General features: G+C 62.9%; 15 protein-coding genes. 2 read left to right on the top strand and 13 right to left on the bottom strand.

The window, feature by feature from the left end; all coding sequences use genetic code 11:
- Nucleotides 1-7: 7 nt before the first annotated feature.
- The 3 genes from CFB40_RS37375 to CFB40_RS37365 form a co-directional block, all read right to left on the bottom strand.
- Nucleotides 8-1,513: a HAMP domain-containing sensor histidine kinase gene (locus tag CFB40_RS37375; protein WP_089430100.1), complete on the bottom strand. Its 1,506-nt coding sequence runs from the start codon at nucleotides 1,511-1,513 to the stop codon at nucleotides 8-10.
- Nucleotides 1,513-2,232 (bottom strand): response regulator transcription factor, encoded by a 720-nt coding sequence (locus CFB40_RS37370; protein WP_039353478.1) that lies wholly within the window; start codon nucleotides 2,230-2,232, stop codon nucleotides 1,513-1,515. The genes CFB40_RS37375 and CFB40_RS37370 overlap by 1 nt, the downstream gene beginning before the upstream one ends.
- 613 nt (nucleotides 2,233-2,845) lie before the next feature.
- On the bottom strand, nucleotides 2,846-3,772 hold the full coding sequence (locus tag CFB40_RS37365) for a LysR family transcriptional regulator (protein WP_089434254.1): 927 nt from the start codon (nucleotides 3,770-3,772) through the stop codon (nucleotides 2,846-2,848).
- Between the two features lie 149 nt (nucleotides 3,773-3,921).
- On the opposite strand from CFB40_RS37365, the gene CFB40_RS37360 reads away from it, so the two are divergent.
- Nucleotides 3,922-4,842 carry an alpha/beta hydrolase gene (locus tag CFB40_RS37360; RefSeq protein ID WP_039341316.1) on the top strand — a complete coding sequence of 307 codons (921 nt, stop codon included), beginning with the start codon at nucleotides 3,922-3,924 and terminating at the stop codon, nucleotides 4,840-4,842.
- Nucleotides 4,843-5,031: 189 nt separating this feature from the next.
- Nucleotides 5,032-5,667: an SDR family oxidoreductase gene (locus tag CFB40_RS37355; RefSeq protein ID WP_089434253.1), complete on the top strand. Its 636-nt coding sequence runs from the start codon at nucleotides 5,032-5,034 to the stop codon at nucleotides 5,665-5,667.
- Between the two features lie 69 nt (nucleotides 5,668-5,736).
- On the opposite strand, the gene CFB40_RS37350 is transcribed toward CFB40_RS37355, so the two are convergent.
- The 10 genes from CFB40_RS37350 to CFB40_RS37305 all read right to left on the bottom strand — a co-directional run bounded on the left by CFB40_RS37350 (nucleotide 5,737) and on the right by CFB40_RS37305 (nucleotide 17,064).
- On the bottom strand, nucleotides 5,737-6,621 hold the full coding sequence (locus CFB40_RS37350) for an MBL fold metallo-hydrolase (protein ID WP_089434252.1): 885 nt from the start codon (nucleotides 6,619-6,621) through the stop codon (nucleotides 5,737-5,739).
- A gap of 79 nt (nucleotides 6,622-6,700) precedes the next feature.
- Nucleotides 6,701-7,618: a LysR family transcriptional regulator gene (locus CFB40_RS37345; protein ID WP_039341326.1), complete on the bottom strand. Its 918-nt coding sequence runs from the start codon at nucleotides 7,616-7,618 to the stop codon at nucleotides 6,701-6,703.
- Between the two features lie 291 nt (nucleotides 7,619-7,909).
- The gene (locus CFB40_RS37340; RefSeq protein WP_039341329.1) at nucleotides 7,910-9,058 is read right to left on the bottom strand and encodes a CaiB/BaiF CoA transferase family protein; all 1,149 of its coding nucleotides are present in this window, start codon (nucleotides 9,056-9,058) and stop codon (nucleotides 7,910-7,912) included.
- A gap of 111 nt (nucleotides 9,059-9,169) precedes the next feature.
- Nucleotides 9,170-9,589, bottom strand: coding sequence for a Zn-ribbon domain-containing OB-fold protein (locus CFB40_RS37335; RefSeq protein ID WP_089434251.1), 420 nt, complete (start codon nucleotides 9,587-9,589; stop codon nucleotides 9,170-9,172).
- Nucleotides 9,590-9,609: 20 nt separating this feature from the next.
- Complete coding sequence (locus CFB40_RS37330; RefSeq protein WP_179255347.1) at nucleotides 9,610-10,821, bottom strand: thiolase family protein; 1,212 nt, start codon at nucleotides 10,819-10,821, stop codon at nucleotides 9,610-9,612.
- An 11-nt stretch (nucleotides 10,822-10,832) separates the two neighbouring features.
- Complete coding sequence (locus CFB40_RS37325; protein WP_039341337.1) at nucleotides 10,833-11,330, bottom strand: MaoC family dehydratase; 498 nt, start codon at nucleotides 11,328-11,330, stop codon at nucleotides 10,833-10,835.
- A gap of 78 nt (nucleotides 11,331-11,408) precedes the next feature.
- A complete protein-coding gene (locus CFB40_RS37320; protein ID WP_039341340.1) occupies nucleotides 11,409-12,551 on the bottom strand; it encodes an acyl-CoA dehydrogenase family protein in 1,143 nt (380 codons plus the stop codon).
- Nucleotides 12,552-12,921: 370 nt separating this feature from the next.
- Nucleotides 12,922-14,235 (bottom strand): MFS transporter, encoded by a 1,314-nt coding sequence (locus CFB40_RS37315; protein ID WP_039341342.1) that lies wholly within the window; start codon nucleotides 14,233-14,235, stop codon nucleotides 12,922-12,924.
- Between the two features lie 399 nt (nucleotides 14,236-14,634).
- On the bottom strand, nucleotides 14,635-15,549 hold the full coding sequence (locus tag CFB40_RS37310) for a LysR family transcriptional regulator (RefSeq protein ID WP_089434249.1): 915 nt from the start codon (nucleotides 15,547-15,549) through the stop codon (nucleotides 14,635-14,637).
- Between the two features lie 225 nt (nucleotides 15,550-15,774).
- Nucleotides 15,775-17,064: a CaiB/BaiF CoA transferase family protein gene (locus tag CFB40_RS37305; RefSeq protein ID WP_256977002.1), complete on the bottom strand. Its 1,290-nt coding sequence runs from the start codon at nucleotides 17,062-17,064 to the stop codon at nucleotides 15,775-15,777.
- Nucleotides 17,065-17,067 lie beyond the last annotated feature (3 nt).

Genomic DNA, 17,067 nt, shown 5'->3' with positions numbered 1-17,067 from the left:
GCGACGATCAGCGCCCGTCGCCGGCGCCGGGCGTGGCCACCGCCAGTGCGAACTCAAACACCGCCCCGCGCCCGGCCCGGTCGACCAGCCGGATACGGCTGCCGTTGAGCGCCAGCATCCGGTGCACGATCAGCAGCCCGAGCCCGCCGCTCGTCACCGCGCCGCCGCTCATCGGCCGCTGCGGCCGCTGGAACAGCCCTTCGCGCCGCGCCGCCGGAATCCCTTCGCCGGTATCGGCCACGGTCACGAGCACGCGGTCGCCGCGCGGCTCCAGCGCGACCTCGACCTCGCCGTGCGCGGGCGTGTGCCGCAGCGCGTTGTCGAGCAGGTTGGTCAGCACGCGCTCGATCATCCCGAGATCGGCCGACACGACCGGCACCCGCGGCGGAATCCGCGCATGCAGCGCGACGCCGCGCGCCTGCGCGGTCAGCTCGAATTTCTGGAACACGTCCTGCACGAGATCGACGAGCGAGAACGGCTCGCGCTCGGCCTGCACGCCGCCCGATTCGAGCCGCGCGAGCTCGAACAGCGCCTGCGCGAGCCGGCCGACCTTCGCGCTCTGCGCGAGCGCGATCGACAGGTAGCGCCGCCGCTCGTTCTCGGCGAGCGTGTCCGACTTCAGCGACAGCGTCTCCAGATAGCCGTGCAGCGACGTGAGCGGCGTGCGCAGGTCGTGCGAGATGTTCGTGATCAATTCGCGCCGCTGCTGGTCCTGGTGCGTCAGCGCGCGCCACTGGTCGCCGATCCGGTCGGCCATCTGCGCGAACGCGGATTCGAGCACGACGATGTCATCGCCGCGCCGGCCCGGCCGCGAGCGCGGCACCGGCGGCTGCGTGTCGGGCGCGCCGTTCGCGTCGAAGCGGCGCATCGCGTCCGTCAGCCGGCGCAGCGGACGCGTGATGAAGCTGAACGCGGTGAGGCCCGCGAGCAGGCCGAGCAGCGCGACCAGCGCCATCGACCACAGCGTCGTGCGCAGCACATTGCCGGCGTCGACGCGCGCGGCCAGCTGGTCGTGCGCCTCGCCGAGCAGCACCACGTAGATGTAGCCGGACGGCGGCTGGCCCGCCAGCTGCAGCGGCGCGGCGCTGAACACCTTGCGCGCATCGGGGCTGCGCGGGTCGTCGCCGAGGATCGGCAGCGGCTCGCCCGCGATGAAGCGCTGCACGGGCGCGAGATCGACACGATCGCGCTTCACGTGGCCGGGCGGCGCATCGTCGCCCTTGATCCGCCCCGCGTTGTCGAGCAGATAGACCTCGACGCTCGGGTTCACGCCCATCAACTGCCCGAACAACGTGCGCACCGCGTCCGGGCGCAGCCCGTTCGCGTCCATCAGCGGCGCGCTGTGGGTCACGCTGTTGACGATGTTGGCGGCCAGGTCGCGCGACAGCCCCTGCACGACTTCCTGCTCGCGCATGTCGTTCGCGCGGATCTGCAGCCACGCGGACGCGCCCGAGCACGCGAGCAGCAGCACCGAGAACACGAGCGACAGCCGCTGGGTAAGGGTGAGCTTCATCATGCGTCCCGCTGGCCCGGCGCGGCGAGCTTGTAGCCGCGGCCCCACACGGTGAGGATCCGCACGGGCTCGGCCGGATCGGCCTCGATCTTCGCGCGCAGCCGGTTGATGTGGGTGTTGACCGTGTGCTCGTAGCCTTCGTGCTGGTAGCCCCACACGGCATTGAGCAGGTCCATCCGCGAGAACACCTTGCCCGGATGCCGCGCGAAGAAATACAGCAGGTCGAATTCGCGCGGCGTGAGGTCGATGCGCGCGCCGTCCACGCTCGCCTCGCGCGCGATCGGGTCGATTGCCAGCCCCGCGACGTCGAGCGTGCCCGCGTCGATCCGCGAATCGCGTGCGAGCGCATCGACGCGCCGCAGCAGCGCCTTCACGCGCGCGACGAGTTCGAGCACCGAGAACGGTTTGGCCAGATAGTCGTCGGCGCCGAGCTCGAGGCCGAGGATCCGGTGCACCTCGCTCGAACGCGCACTGGTGATGATGATCGGCGTATAGCGCGTCATCGCACGCGCGCGCCGGCAGATTTCGAGGCCGTCGACGCCCGGCAGCATCAGGTCGAGGATCAACGCGTCCCAGCCGCCCTGTTCGAGCAGGCGCAGCCCCTCGGCGCCGTCCGCGCTGTGCACGACCTCGTAGCGCTCGTCGCGCAGGTGCAGGCTCAAAACGTCGGCGATATCGGCGTCGTCCTCGACGATCAGGATGCGTTTCGGTTGGTCCATGGCGGCGGGCGGCGGCACGTCGGTGCCTGGTATCGGTTCGGGCCGGCCCCGGTCCGGCTGGCCGGGTTCTCCGGGGGGAATCGCGGCCATGGGCCGCGCTGCCGCCATTGTGCAAAATTTTTCGGCGGCGAGTGATCACATTTCATTTAACTTTGAATTGAGACCGTGATCTGAGCCAATGCCCGCACGGCTTTCCGCTGCGCCCCTCCTTACAAAATTTCCGTCGTCCCGCGCGAACACCAAATAAGCACTAAAAGGCGGACATAGCTTGTGGCGAACGACGGTGGAAGTCAGCGGACTCGAACCACCACGCACACCTCCCAGCGATCTCTGCTACGTTCGGATCGCCCTTCCACCAGCCGCCACGGTTTAGCGAACGGTATTGACATACGGGAGACCACCGACGCAGACGACCCGATTGGCACGCAAAAGCCACTACAGCGTGTATGCACTGCAGCGCAGAAGCGCTTACCTCGGTCATCCCCCGCAACAGGTCGACTCGTGCAGGACCGAAAAACAGCTGCCCTATACCCCGTGCGTCAACGAGCCGGTGAGGCCTATGGATGCAATACGTCAAAGCAGGAAAGTTCGTCGGCATCGAACGCTGCTCAGCCTATCTGGCGCGGGAGGCAACAATTGCCTCGCGCTTCTCCACCAGGAAATCGATGAGCGCTCTGACCTTGGCCGGCATCTGCGCGCGGGTCGGCGCGTAGACATAAAAGCCCGCAAAGGGCTTGCACCACGCGTGCAACACACGCACCAGTGCGCCGGAATCCAGATGTTGCTGCACGGCGATGTCGATGTGCTGGATGAGTCCGACACCCTGTAACGCCGCGCGGATCATCCCGTCGTCGTCATTGGTGGTAATGCTGCCCCGCGGCTCCACCATGAAACTGTGGCCCGACTCTTCCGGCGACGTAAATTCCCACGGATGAATTGCCCCACTCACTTGCCGGAAGCGCAAGCAATTGTGCTGCGCCAGATCGGTCGGCGTCACCGGCTTGCCGTAGCGCTTGAAGTAGGCCGGCGTGCCGACCACCGCCATCTCCAGATTCGGCGTTATCGGCACGGCAACCATGTGTTGAGCGAGGCTCTCGCCGATCCGGATACCAACGTCACACCCGTCGGCGACGATGTTGGCAAGACCGTCATCCATCACCAACTCGAGACCCAGTCTCGGAAAGCGGGTACTGAACTCCTCGAAGTGTGGCTCGATCAATGTCTTCGCCGCGACACGCGAAGTATTCATACGAATCAACCCCGACGGCTCGTCGCGCGCCTCGTGTAACGCGTCGACTGTCCGCTCGACCGCGACCAGGGCGGGATACCACACCTCGTAGAGCCGCTGCCCCTCTTCGGTCAGCGACATGTCGCGCGTCGTTCGATACAGCAGCTTGACGTTCAGCCGGCGTTCGAGCGCCTTCACGTTCTGCGACAGGTTCGCTCGAGAAACCCCCATTTCCGCAGCCGCTTTCGTGAAGCTACGATGATGTGCGACATGGGCGAACCACGCGAGAGACGGAAGCAGTGAGGGATCCATGCAGGTGCCATTGTCAATTTGAAGATACCACTGTAGTCCAGATTGCGATCTTACGGAATTCCAATCGGCTCTCTATATTCGAGTCGTTGCCGCTTGGCTACCCACGATTCGGCCTGGCGAACTTACCCCCTTCCCTGAACGGAGCTGTCATGAAAAGCGTCAAGATCAAGAATGTGTATTGGGATATCGCAGCCGACATCCACTTCCCGCCGAACTTCGACGAAGGCAAGAAATATCCCGCCATCATCAGCGCGCATCCGATCGGCAGCTGCAAGGAGCAAACATCGGGGAACGTGTATGGCGAGGCGCTGGCCAAGGAAGGTTTCGTCGTCATCGCCTTCGACGCCAGCTTCCAGGGTGCCAGCGGCGGCGAACCACGTTTTACCGAAGACCCGACACTGCGCGTCGAGGATTTCCGCGTGGTCTGCGACTACCTCGTAACGCTCCCCTATGTGGATGAAGAACGCATTGGCGTGCTGGGCATTTGCGGCGGCGGCGGCTACTCGATCAATGCAGCGATGACCGAGCGCCGCATCAAGGCGGTTGGTACGGTCACTGGCGCCAACTATGGCCGCCTGATGCGCGAAGGCTTCAGCGGCTTTGATCCGATCGGTGCGCTGGAGGCCATGGCCAAGCAGCGCACGGCAGAGGCCCGCGGTGCCGCGCTGCGCGTGGACGACTTGCTGCCGCCTTCGCCCGAGGCGGCCAAAGAAGCCGGGATCAAGGAAATCGACGTGCTGGGCGCCACCGAGTACTACCGCAGTGACCGTGGCCGCGCACCCAACGGCCTCAACCGCGCGCTGTTCTCGCATCAGGCCGTCGCCATCGGCTGGGACGCCTTCCACCTCTGCGAAACCTTGCTGACGCAGCCGCTGATGGTGGTGGTCGGCGATCAGGTCGGTGCCTTCGGAGCCTACCGCGACGGCTGCGAAATTATCGGCCGCGCGGCGTCGAAGAAGAAGGAACTGGTGGTCGTCGAAGGCTGGTCGCATTACGACCTCTACGACAAGCCTGAGCCGGTCGGCCAGGCGCTGGCCAAGCTGATTCCCTTCTACAAGGAAAACCTGTAATCCCCATCGCCGCGATCGCCGCGTCTCGCGCCAGGGAGCCGACACGAGTCTTCCTGGCGTCGTTGCTCAACGCTCCATGCGGGGGCACCTGCGGCCTCGTGGCCGCTCATGCGCAGGTCTCGCCACGCTCATCGACCATGCTCCCGCGCTCTTGCGCGAAGCCTACTTTCCAAATCCGGAATAAACACCATGACCAAGGTATTGATCCTCGGCGCCAGCGGACAGATCGCGCGCTGGGTCGTACGGATGCTGGGCGAGAAAAAGGACGTCAAACAGACCCTCCTCATCCGCGATCCCAAAAAACTGGCCGGCAACGAGCCGGCCAACGCGAGCGTCGTAATCGGCGACGTACTGGACAAGAAACTCCTGCCGCGGATCATGGAAGGACAAGACATCGTCTATGCCAACCTGGCCGGCGACGTGGACATCCAGACCGAACATATCCTGGCTGCCATGAAGACCAAGAACGTCAAACGGCTGATCTTCATCAACTCGCTCGGCATTTACGATGAAGTACCGGGCGAATTCGGCGAGTGGAACCGTCGGGAGATCGGGCAGTATCTGCCGCCCTATCGCTGGTCTGCCGATCTGATCGAAGCCTCCGACTCGGAATACACGATCCTCCGCGCGGCCTGGCTTCAGGACAACGATGAAGTGGCCTATGAGGTCACGGCACGGAACGAACCGTTCAAGGGAACCGAGGTTTCGCGCAAAAGCGTCGCTGCGTTGGTTACCGAGCTCGTCGAACATCCCGACAAGCTGATGCGCGGCAACGTGGGCGTCAACAAACCGGGAACCGAGGGCGTCAAACCCGCCTTCGTCTGACGCCGTACGCCGATACGAACCAAGTGGGCATCGGTACCACTCGATGAACCGGCGTACGGGACCGACTCATCAGACCTGGGTGAAGCGGAAGCGATACTTGTCGCCATCCCGCTCGACGTGCCCGCCCGATCCATACCTGAAATGGGCCGGGAAAAGCATCGTGTCGGTTCCCGCGATTTCCTCGAGCAGCGCGATGCGAACCTGTTCCGCCAGATCGCCGTTCCAGTCATACGCGAAATGAAGATCCGGACGGATCAGTTGAACCGGATGATGCACCACGTCGCCGGAGAACACCGCCGGCGAACCGCCGCAGCAAGCCTGGATCATGCAGCTGCCGGGCGAGTGGCCATACGCCGGCCGCAGCCACATGCCGTCACCGACCTTCCCGAGAATGACCTCGTCTCCGTCGACGAGATCGGCCTGCCCGGCATCGATCACCGGCGAGACGGAATCGAGCCACGGCTCGCGAATCATCGCATCGGTGCTCGGCGAACTGATATGGTCGACATCGCGCCTGTTCATGACATAGCGCGCATTGGGAAACGTCGGTACCCAGCGCCCGTTGTCGAGACGCGTGTTCCAGCCGACATGATCCACGTGCAGGTGCGTGCACATGACCATGTCGACATCTTCCGGAGCAATGCCGAGTTTCCGCAGCCGGTCGAGCCATGGCGTATTCAGCCGATGAAAGGCTTCGGTCGAGCGATCCTTGTCGTTCCCGTTGCAACTGTCGACCAGGATCGTCTTTCCGCCGAATCGTACAAGGTAACTGTGCATGCTCAGGCCGCACCCCGCTTGAGCCGGATCGAGCGAAAGCACATCGTCCCAGTACCAGCCCTTCAGCCGCGAAAGGTCGCCTGCAGTGACGCCCGGAAACAGCACTTCGATCGGAAGGCTCGTTTCCATCTCGACAACTTTCTGAATCTCCAACCTGCCGAGCACAATGGGCTGCATCGTAGCGTCTCCTTGTCTGTCGTGGTGATTTCCATGTCGAAAGTGCGAGAACGTGGCCATCCAGCACCGACGCGGTCACTCAGTCGCGAGGCCGGTCCAGCAGTTGCTTGATCAGTGCGCGCACAATCGGATTCTGGTCTCGGCCGCGCGCCGTGGCGATATGAATGCGTCGCAACGCCCATGGTTCGGCCAATTCCAGCACGGCAACCCGGCTGAACAGTTCATGACTGACGAGGCATTCCGGTTGAATCGTGACGCCCAGCCCGGCCTGCACCAGACTCACTGCAACACCGGCGCTCCGGACGCTGTAGCGCGGCTTGTACTCTTCGCCCAGCCGCCGCGTGGCCGCACGTACCGCCCCAAGCATCGCCGTGACGGCGATGACATTCTCGGGCAGGAGATCCTTGAAGGTCACGCTGGCCTGCTCGCTCAGGCGATGCCCCTTCGGAACGACGGCAATCAGCCGGTCTTCCCGGTACGGCGTGACATCGACGCCGCCGAGGTCCAGCTCGTGTGTGGCGGCGAACACCCCGACATCGGCTTCGCCCCGAACAACGGCCTGCACGATTTCGGCATTCTCGAGCTCCTGCATGACGAGTTCGACAAGCGGGTATTCCCGACTGAACTCGCCTACTTCGCGCGAAAGAAACGGAACGATGATCGACCGTGCGGATGCGATCGTCAGCTCGCCCTGCATGCCGTCGGTGAACGACGCGATCTCGGACCGCATATCGTCCAGGTCATCGAAAATCTTGCGGATATAGCGCAGGAGCACCGCGCCCGCCGGGCTGGGCGAGACGCCCTTCGGGCCTCGTTCGAGGAGTTTTACGCCGGCAATATCTTCGAGATCCTGAATACGCTTGGTTGCAGTGGACGCGGCGATGTTCTCCCGGATCGCGGCCAGGCCGATCTGCTGCTCCTCAACCGCTGACACGAACAGCTTCAGCGTGAACAAATCCACCTGACGAATCAGGTGCAATCGGTTGAATGTACTCATGTCTCCTCACGTGCACGTCTTCATGACGTTGTCAGGCGTCATGTCACACGGCGTGCACTTCCACTCTCAAACGCCTCTCCACGATAACGCATCGATGGCAGCGCAATGTGCTTCCTCGTCGACTGACGTCGACCCTGATCGTACACCAACGTCATCTGTCCGGTACGCCAATAAATGCCCCCGCCAACCCGACGCAAATCGCATGGCTGGCGGGCGAATCAAGCGTCGACAGACGACTCGAACGGCACTGTATCCGCCATGCCGCATCGTTGTCTGCCTCGGGAAAGGCGGCTAATGACTGACCTTCAGCAGACTGTCGAGCAGCGAATTGTCGGCGCCGGTATCCTTCGCGAGATGCAGCGGCGGGGACCGCTTGCCGTCGAACGAAAGCGGCAGGCCGACGATACCGATCTCGTCGTCCGACGGCTTCTCGATGATGCCGAGCGCCTGCGTCTGCTCGTGCGCCAGCACTTCCGCGGTCGTCTGAATCGGCGCAACCGGAATGCCAGCGGCCTGCAACCGTTCCGTCCAGAACTCCCGCGTTCCCGTCGACAACCGGTCGCCGATAAGGCGGTCGATCTCGGCGCGGTTCTTCAGGCGCCCCGCGTTCGTCGCGAACCGCTCGTCCGTCGCCCATTCCGGATGGTCGAGCGCGGCACACAACCGCGCGAAGAGCGGATCGTTCGCGCAACTCACGATGAGGAAGCCATCCGCGGTCGCGAACGCACGGTGCGGCACGATAAACGCGACGCCCGACCCATGCCGGCCACCCGGTTCGCCGTCGGCGTTGTAGTTCGCGATGCCGACGGACATCCACGCCAGTGCGGTCTCCAGCAGGGAGGCATTGACGGTCGCCCCGCAGTGCTTCATCTGGCGCCGATACAGCGCTGCCAGAATGCCCATGGCAGCCCACATGCCCGCGCCGAAATCGACGATCGACACCCCCGCTCGCACCGGTGCCTGACCTTCTTCACCCGTGATGCTCATGATCCCGGAAAACGCCTGCATCAGCGGGTCGTAACCGGGAAGCGTATTCATCGGTCCGACATGGCCGAATGCACCGATCTCGCAGCAGATCAGCTCCGGCTTCGTAATCCGCAGGCTGTTTGCGTCGAGCCCATAATCCGCGGCCGCCCCCGGCCGCAGGTTGTGAATGAATACGTCGGCACGCTCGGCGATCAGCCGATGCAACGTCGCCAGTTGCTCCTTGTCCTTGATGTCGATGCAGATATTGCGCTTGCCGCGATTCAATGCGTGATAAGCCGCGCCGCTGCCTTTCCACATGCTCGGGCCCCACCCACGCGCGGAATCGCCCGTCGCCCGTTCGACCTTCCATACTTCTGCTCCGAGCGACGCGAGTATTTTCCCGCTGAACGGCGCGGACGCGCTGTCGCTCAATTCAACCACCACCACGTTCGAAAGCGGTAGATCTCGTAACATGTCGCTCCTCCACTTCAATGTCTCGATCAGGTCATCGCAACATCGGCCGGTGCCGCATCGATACGGACTCGGCCGCGTGCCGACGTGCGATGCCTGATCACGCAGTCAGCGTTATTGTTTCGACAACACGAATACCGGCAACTTCTGTTCGCCACGCTGCACGAACCGAACCTCGACACGCTGGCCAATCCGCAACGCCTCCGGTACTTCGTCAATCTGCGAGAAGAGGAAATAGCCCTCGTCCATGCGAATGAAACCGACGGTGTACGGAACGATGCCGGCCCACACCGGCGTCGGCCCACGCGTGATCGTGCTGTATGAGTAGATCTCGCCGCGGCCGGACGACTGCGTCCAGTCCAGCGACTTCGCACCGCAGTGCGTGCAAAACGAATGAGCCGGCCATACCGATTCACGGCATGCGGTACAGCGCTGGAACGTCAGTTTCTCGTCGGCCAACGCGTCCCAGTAAGGCTGCGCATCGAGCAACCGGTACGGTTGCGGCCAGCTATTCGGCAAATGGGTTTCCGTCATGGGATCCTCTCGATCGGGTATCAGGTCTCGGACGACAGGAGCAGAACCGCACCCGCGGCGAGCATCCCTCCGGCGCCCTGCACGAGCGCGGTCTTCGGCCGGCGCGTTGGCGCCAGTCCAAGCGGCTCACCGCGCAACTGGCGAACGGCCTCGACGATGCTGTCCATGTTGCACGAAATGCCAGGCTGGCCAAACGACAGCCAGCCGCCGTTCGTGTCGGCCGGCAAATCGCCGTCGACGCTCGTACGGCCTTCCCGATAGAGATCGATGCCGCGTCCCTTCTTCGCGAAACCGAGATCCTCCATCACGATCGGCCCCATGTGCGCGAAGTTCACCGAGATCTGCGCCATGTCGATGTCGGCAGGCGTCAGGCCCGACATCGCATACGCTTGTCGCGCCGCCTCGGCCGTTGCCGTGGTCGTCAGGCTCGGAAATGCGCCGAGACTGTCGAACCTGCATCGACGCATGTTCATGCGGTCGGTCAGGTATTCGTGCGTCGTGGCCGATCCGTAACCGAGCAGGTACACCGGATCACGTGCGTTGCGCGCGTTTTCCGGTGAGGTCACGACCAGCGCGCCACCCGTGCCGCCGCCCCACGTCGAACACATCCAGCGCCGCAGCGGCGTCGCCACATACGGCGACGACAGCACGGCCGCGCGATCGATCTCGCCGAACTTCGCCTTCGCCGCGTGCGGATGATGACGTCCCCAGCGCTGATTCGCGATCGCGACATCGGCGAGATCGTCCTCGGTGATGCCGAACTCATGAAAGTAGCGCTGCGCCGCCTGCGCATACAACGCCGGAATCGTCGGGCCGTACGGGATTTCGAACTGCGGGTCCGCGTCGGCTTCCGCGCCCATCGCGACCGCGTCGACGAACAGCTCGGTCGCATCGCTTTGCAGGCACAGCACGTATTCCGCGCGGCCGGCCGCGATCATCTGCGATGCGATCGCGAGCGTCGAAGTCAGGCCGGCGCCATGCATCGTCAGCTCGCTCGTGAGCGTCACCGGCATCTGCATGTGCGAGATGAAGATGTTGCTCCACTGCGAACGCTTGTCGGCCCACGGCGAGCGTCCCGTGAATACCGCATCGACCTGGTCCTTGCGGATGCCCGCGTCGGCAAGCGCGTTGAGCGTTGCCTCGGCGGCCAACTGCAGCGGGTCCTTGCGATTCGCACGTGACGCATAGGCGTCACCCATGCCGACGATCGCCGCAACCGGACGAGGAGTCATGACCGCGCTCCTCAGACCTTGAACTCGGGCTGCGCTTCAGCGATCAGCGCCTCGAGATCCGCGCGCTTGCGCAGCATCAGCAGGCTCCATTCGCTGCGCTGCACGACTTCGCCGCGCTGGTTGTATGCCTGGATCAGCATTGTGCCGACGCCGAACTTGTCGTCCTTCTCCTTCTTGGCGATGACTTCGGCGCTCGCGTAGACCGTATCGCCGATCTTCACCGGATTCAGGAAGCGCATCTTGTCGACGCCGTAGTTCGCCTGGATCGCCGGGCCGAACTGCAGCAGGCCGGAGATCAGCGAGAACGTCAGCATGCCCTGCACGATGCGCTCGCCCCAGCGCGTTCTCTCCGCGTATTCCTTGTTCGAGTGGATCTCGATCCAGTTGCCCGTGAACATGCAGAACATCACGACATCGCTCTCCGTCACGGTACGGCCAGGCGAGCGAAACTTGGTGCCCACCTCCAGCTCGTCGAGCGGAATGTTGATGCTGTTGTTGATAACGCTCATTACGGTGTCTCCTGTTGAATTCGGGGTAACGGCGCGCGGTCCTGCCCGCGCGCTCCGTTCGGATGAAGCGATACGACGTTACTGGCGCATCGATTTCGCGATGATCGTGCGCTGGATCTGCGACGTGCCACCGCCGATCGTCGATTGAATGCTTTCGCGCAGGTAGCGCTCCATGTCGGCTTCCGGCAGGTTGGCGTAGCCACCCAGGATCTGCATGCCGGCGAGCGCGCACTCCTTCAGCGTCTCGGACCCATACAGCTTCGCCATCGACACCTCGCGGCTGCACGGCACATGGTCCGCCGCCATCCGCGCCGCGCGATAGCAGAGCAGACGCGCCGCGTCGACCTTCGTCTGGCAGTCGGCGAGCAGGTGGCGAATCACCTGGAAGTCGTACAGTTGATGGTCGAACTGGATACGGTCGTGCGCGTAGCGCGTCGCCGTCGTCACTGCCTGCTGGGCGTTACCCGTATAAGCGGCGGCCACCGCGCAGCGCTCGAGCTCGAGGTGTTCGGTGATGATCTTCCAGCCCTGCCCTTCCTCGCCCAGCAGCGCGTCGCCCGGCACACGCACCTCGTCGAGGAAGATCTCGGTCGTACCGGTCGCGTGACGCGAGAGCGTCGGCAGCTTGTTGATCACCATCCCCGGCGTGTTGTTCGGGATCAGCAGCACCGACAGGCCTTTGTGCTTGTCGTCGGTACTCGTGCGCACCAGCATCGCGATCACGGTGTCCTTCGCCGCCGCGCCGCTGCACCACAGCTTCTGGCCGCTGACGATCCAGTCGCCGTTGGTGTCGCGGCGGGCGCGCGTCTTCGTGTTCGCCGCATCGGAACCGGCATCGGGCTCGGAAATCGACACGGAGAAGCGGATCTTGCCGTCGATGAACGGTTGCACGTATTTTTTCTTCTGTTCGGGCGTGCCGAACTTGATGATGTTCATCGCGGTGAACGTCGGCACGAGCACCGAGCACGCGAAGTCGAAGCCGAACTTGCCGAGGCCTTCGGCCATCAGCGAGTAATCGAAAATGTCGCCGCCCGAGCCGCCCTCGGCTTCCGGAATCAGGATGCCCAGCCACCCTTGCTTCGCGATCTTTTCGTACGCCTCGTACGGGTAGTCGCGATTCATGTCGCACTTGCGCACGTATTCGACGGTGATCTCGTTGTCCATGAACTTGTTCACGGTGTCGAGCCACATGGTTTGCGATTCGTCGAGAAAGTTTGCCATTTGTCTTCGCTCCAGTTGTGTGGCGTCAGCTCGCGCATCGGCCTTGTTCGTCATGACCTTCAGGTTAGGGCCACGTCGGAAGCGATCCAACTGGTCATTTTCGAAGCGGCAATTCGAAAATGGCGAAGACGGTAAGCGACACCTTCGCGTCGGGCGATCTGCTTCGAGGGACGGTCATGTTCGATCGCGTGAGGCCGCCGCGCGCTCCAAATGAAACGTGCCCGACGTTCCTGTTTTGGAATCGTCGGGCACGGTCGCGATCATTCCGGCGGCGGTGCGCTACCGAGCATGCACCTGTCGCCGAGCATGCAGTCGACGGGGCGCGCATACGCCGCCGTGCGTGGCCGCGCGTCGAGACGGCAACGTCGGATCAGGCCTTCGCCAACGACACGTCCACACGCGTCTTTTTCGGTATTTGGGTCACCATGATGGCGGCAATCACGGACGGAATCGCGAACACGTAGAAATTCCACTGATGTCCCAGGGTCGACCCGACAACCCACCCACCGATCATCGGCCCCAGCACCGAGCCGATCCGCCCCAGACCTTGGGCTGTGCCGATGGCTGAGCCGCGGCAGGATGCGGGGAAGTACGCGGCAATGTAGCCGTAGCCGAGCGTTGTCGATCCGATCGAACCCAGACCTGAACCGAACACGGCGAGCATCAACCAGATGTAATCCGGCTTCTGGCTCATGACCAGCAACGAAATTGCGCAAATGGCAAAAAGGGAAATCAGTATCTTGCGGGATCCGAAACGATCGGCCAGCCACGCGCCACACAGATTGCCCACGGCGGCGCCGAATTGCATCACCAGAAGAAACTGCAGCGACGATCCGAGCGGATACCCGGCCTTGCGCATCAGCGTCGGAAGCCAGACATTCATTCCATAGACGACGATCTGGCCACAGAAACACACGACCGCGAACAGCAGCACCGCGGACCGCCAGTCCGACGACATCGCGAGCTTGAAGCCGCGCAGTTCGCTGGATGCGGATTGAAGCTGACGCTGGCTGGCGCTGTCAGCCAGGACACGCTCGAAGTCGATCGAATAGCGGGTCGCCAGTTCTCGCGCTTCGTCCATTCGATTGCTGTCGACCAGAAAATTGACCGACTCCGGCAGGAAAAAATACATGACCGGCAGGATGACGACGTACACCGCGCCGGCGGCATAGAGCACCCGCCATCCGTGACTCTGCAGCAACGACATCGCCAGCAGCGCACACACGACGCCGCCGATCGCATAGCCCGTCAGCGCGAGTGCGCTATACAGCTGGCGGCGATTGCGAGGCGCGTACTCGATACTCAGTGCCACCGACGAAGGCACCACACTCCCCAACCCGATGCCCGTGAGGAAACGGGCAAAACCCAGTTGCGTCGGGGAATGAGCCACTGCGCATAGCAGCGAACCGATGGAAAACCAGAGCACGCCGGCCATGATCAGTTTCCGGCGGCCGATGCGATCGGACAGGGAGCCGGCGCCGAACAGGCCCAGCATCAGCCCGGCCAGTGTCCAGCTCCCGATCATTCCCGCACCGGATGCGCTCAACCCCCATCCGGGCTCCGCGAACAGGGACGACACCGTTGCGCCGTAGACGATGAGATCGTAACCGTCGACGGCGATCGTTAGAAAGCACAAGACGACTACGAACAGGCTGCTGCGAGTCCGAATGGATGATGCGTTCACGTTGTCTCCTTTTTACTCACGAATTCCCGTTCACGACCGGGTTTTTTTATCTTCTCGCCCACTATAGGGATGCGAAATTTATCGACCAAGTGACGGATTTCGAAGCGGCGATTCGGCGGATTCGAATCAACTTTCGTGTGATCAAAAGCGCCGTGCGCGCGAGGCACGGCAGGTATATGGCAACGTGCCGATGGACGAATTCATCGACTGGAAGCAGCACAACTAGTCTTGTCGACGGTCGCGACGATACCGTCTCGACGACACGGCCTATTGAAGGAAATGCTTTATTCAGCGGTGTGGGGGATATTGCCGGGCAAATCGTGAGGGGACATCGCACGAACGGCACTGCACGCCGCACCGCGCGAGTGTCGGCGCTGCGTGTCATTGGAACCGCCGCTATCAGTCAGTGAACCGGGCAACGAACGCCCGCGTTGCTGCCGTCAGTGAATCGCCACGCCTCGTCCCGATGCAGAGCCGGCGCAATGCCCATGGTTCGTCCAGCGCCACGAGCGTCACCTTGTTGAGGTCCTCGACCGGCAGCATGCTCTCGGGCTGGATCATCACGCCCAGCCCTGCCTTGACCAGACTGCGAGCCGCCTCGATCGTGCTGACCCGATACTTCACATCCAGTTCGCGTCCCAGCGCGGCGGCTGCATTTCGCAGTTGGGTCATCATCGAAGTCGTCGCCGAGATGCCGATCACGTTCTGCTCGAGGAGATCCTTCGTCGTGACGCTGGCGCGCTCCCCGAGGCTATGCCCTTTCGGCACGACGGCAACGAGACGATCGGTACGATACTCGATGATCTCCAGCGCATTCCGGTCGATGTCGTCGGTGGCATAGAACATCGCCACGTCGGCCTTGCCGGCCACGACGGCACCCACCACGTTGGTATTTGCATCCTCCTGCAACTCGATGTCGACGAAGGGAAAGTCCCGCGTGAACTCGGCGATCTCGCGCGCCAGAAACTGGACGATGATCGTGCTGGTGGAGCCGATGCGGATATGACCGCGTACGCCTTCGGTGAACTCGGCCACCTCGCGCCGCATCACGTCGAGATTCTCGAACAGCAAACGCACGTGACGGGCCAGCACCTCGCCGGCAGCGCTCGGGACCATGCCGGTTGGCAATCGCTCGAACAGGTCGATGCCCGCAATCTCTTCGAGATCCTGGATCCGCCTCGTCGCAGCTGACGGCGTGATGTTCTCCCTCACCGCCGCGCGTCGCATCTGCTGCTCCTCCACGACGGTGAGAAACAACCGCAACGTGAAAAGGTCGACGCGTCTCGTCAGATTGTGGAGACTGAGCCCAGCCATGTCCTCTCCTTGGTCTTCTCGCTCGGCTGGATTGCTGAATTGAGCCATAGAGACTAAGCCGGGGGTGATCGGGCGTCAATTGGGAGTCGAAGAAGAGGCGACCGGGACAGCCTCGGCGATATCGGTCATATCCCCAGGGGAGTCGAGAAGCAGAGGTCGCCCCGACGTTGTGCGGCGCATGAGACGATCGGTGCGAATCGCACACGCGCCATCGGTTCACCGGATTCAGATCACGTTCATTTCCCGCAATTTCCCGATTTCACCGTCGTCCATGCCCAACCACTCGTGCAGGACATTCGCGTTGTGCTCGCCCAGACGCGGCGGCGTCTTGGCTTCCGGTTCCGGAACATCCGACATCTTGACCGGGTTGCCGGCCACCTGAATGGGGCCCCATGCCGGGTCGTCGAGCGTCATGAGCATCTTGCGTGCAGCAACGTGCGGACATTCGAACAGGTCCGGCACGTCGTTCACGTTGGCGCAAGGCACGCCGCCCGCGCGCAGCTCGGCCAGTGCCGTTTCGCGTGATCGATCCGCGAGCCATGCGTCGATCTCGACATTCAGGTCGTCCAGATGCTGCTTGCGCAACATGCCGTCGGCAAATCTCGGATCATCCGGCAGATTCGGGCGGCCGATGACTTCCGCGAAGCGCTTCCATATGTGTTCGCCCAGTACCGCAATGACGATGTACCCGTCCTTCGCACGATAGGTTCCGAACGGCGCGGTGACTGCGTGTACCCCGGGGGGCGACGTCCGCTTCGTTGCCGAATACATCGCGACGGAGATTTCGTTCAGGATCAACGACGCATCGACCATCGAGATGTCGATTTTTTTGCCCTTGCCTGTCGTATGCCGATGCAGAAGCGCGAGCACGACGCCATAGAGCGCCAGGATCCCGCACTCGATATCGGCGAGCGAGAAGCCCAGATAGGTCGGTCGGTCGTCGCTCCGCTCGGGACGATACATCAGCCCGCTCATCGCCTGTCCCACGATATCGAACGCCGGGAAGTCACCGTACGGACTGGGCAGTATGTCGTCGTGTCCGAACCCGGAAATGGCGCCGTAGATCAAGCGTGGATTGATCTTGCTCAGGTCCGAATAACCGAGCCCCATCCGGTCCATCACGTTCGGCCGCAGATTCTCGATCACGACATCGGCTTGCGCGGCGAGTTCGGTGAAGATGCGCCGGCCTTCCGGGTGCTTGAGATCGAGCGTGACACTCTTCTTGTTTCGATTCGCCCGTAAAAAGGCGAGGCCGCTCGGCTTGCCGTCCGCGTCCTTTTTGACAGGATTCGTGCTACGGGAAAAATCGCCGCCCTCGCGCGTCTCGATCTTGACGACTTCCGCGCCGGCATCCGCCAACCACATCGAAGCAAACGGCGCCGCGATGAAGTTTTCGACGGTGAGTACCCGAATGCCGGCCAACGGCCGATCGCCACCTATCTTCGTTCCGACACGCGAATCATGAATTGTCTCCTCCATCACATCTCCTTTTCGTTCATCTTTGGAATCGTCCACGCG

Source organism: Burkholderia sp. AU31652 (assembly GCF_002223155.1).
GTDB lineage: Bacteria > Pseudomonadota > Gammaproteobacteria > Burkholderiales > Burkholderiaceae > Burkholderia.
The sequence above is the reverse complement of the archived record's forward strand: the minus strand, read 5'-3'. Positions and strand labels throughout refer to the sequence as shown.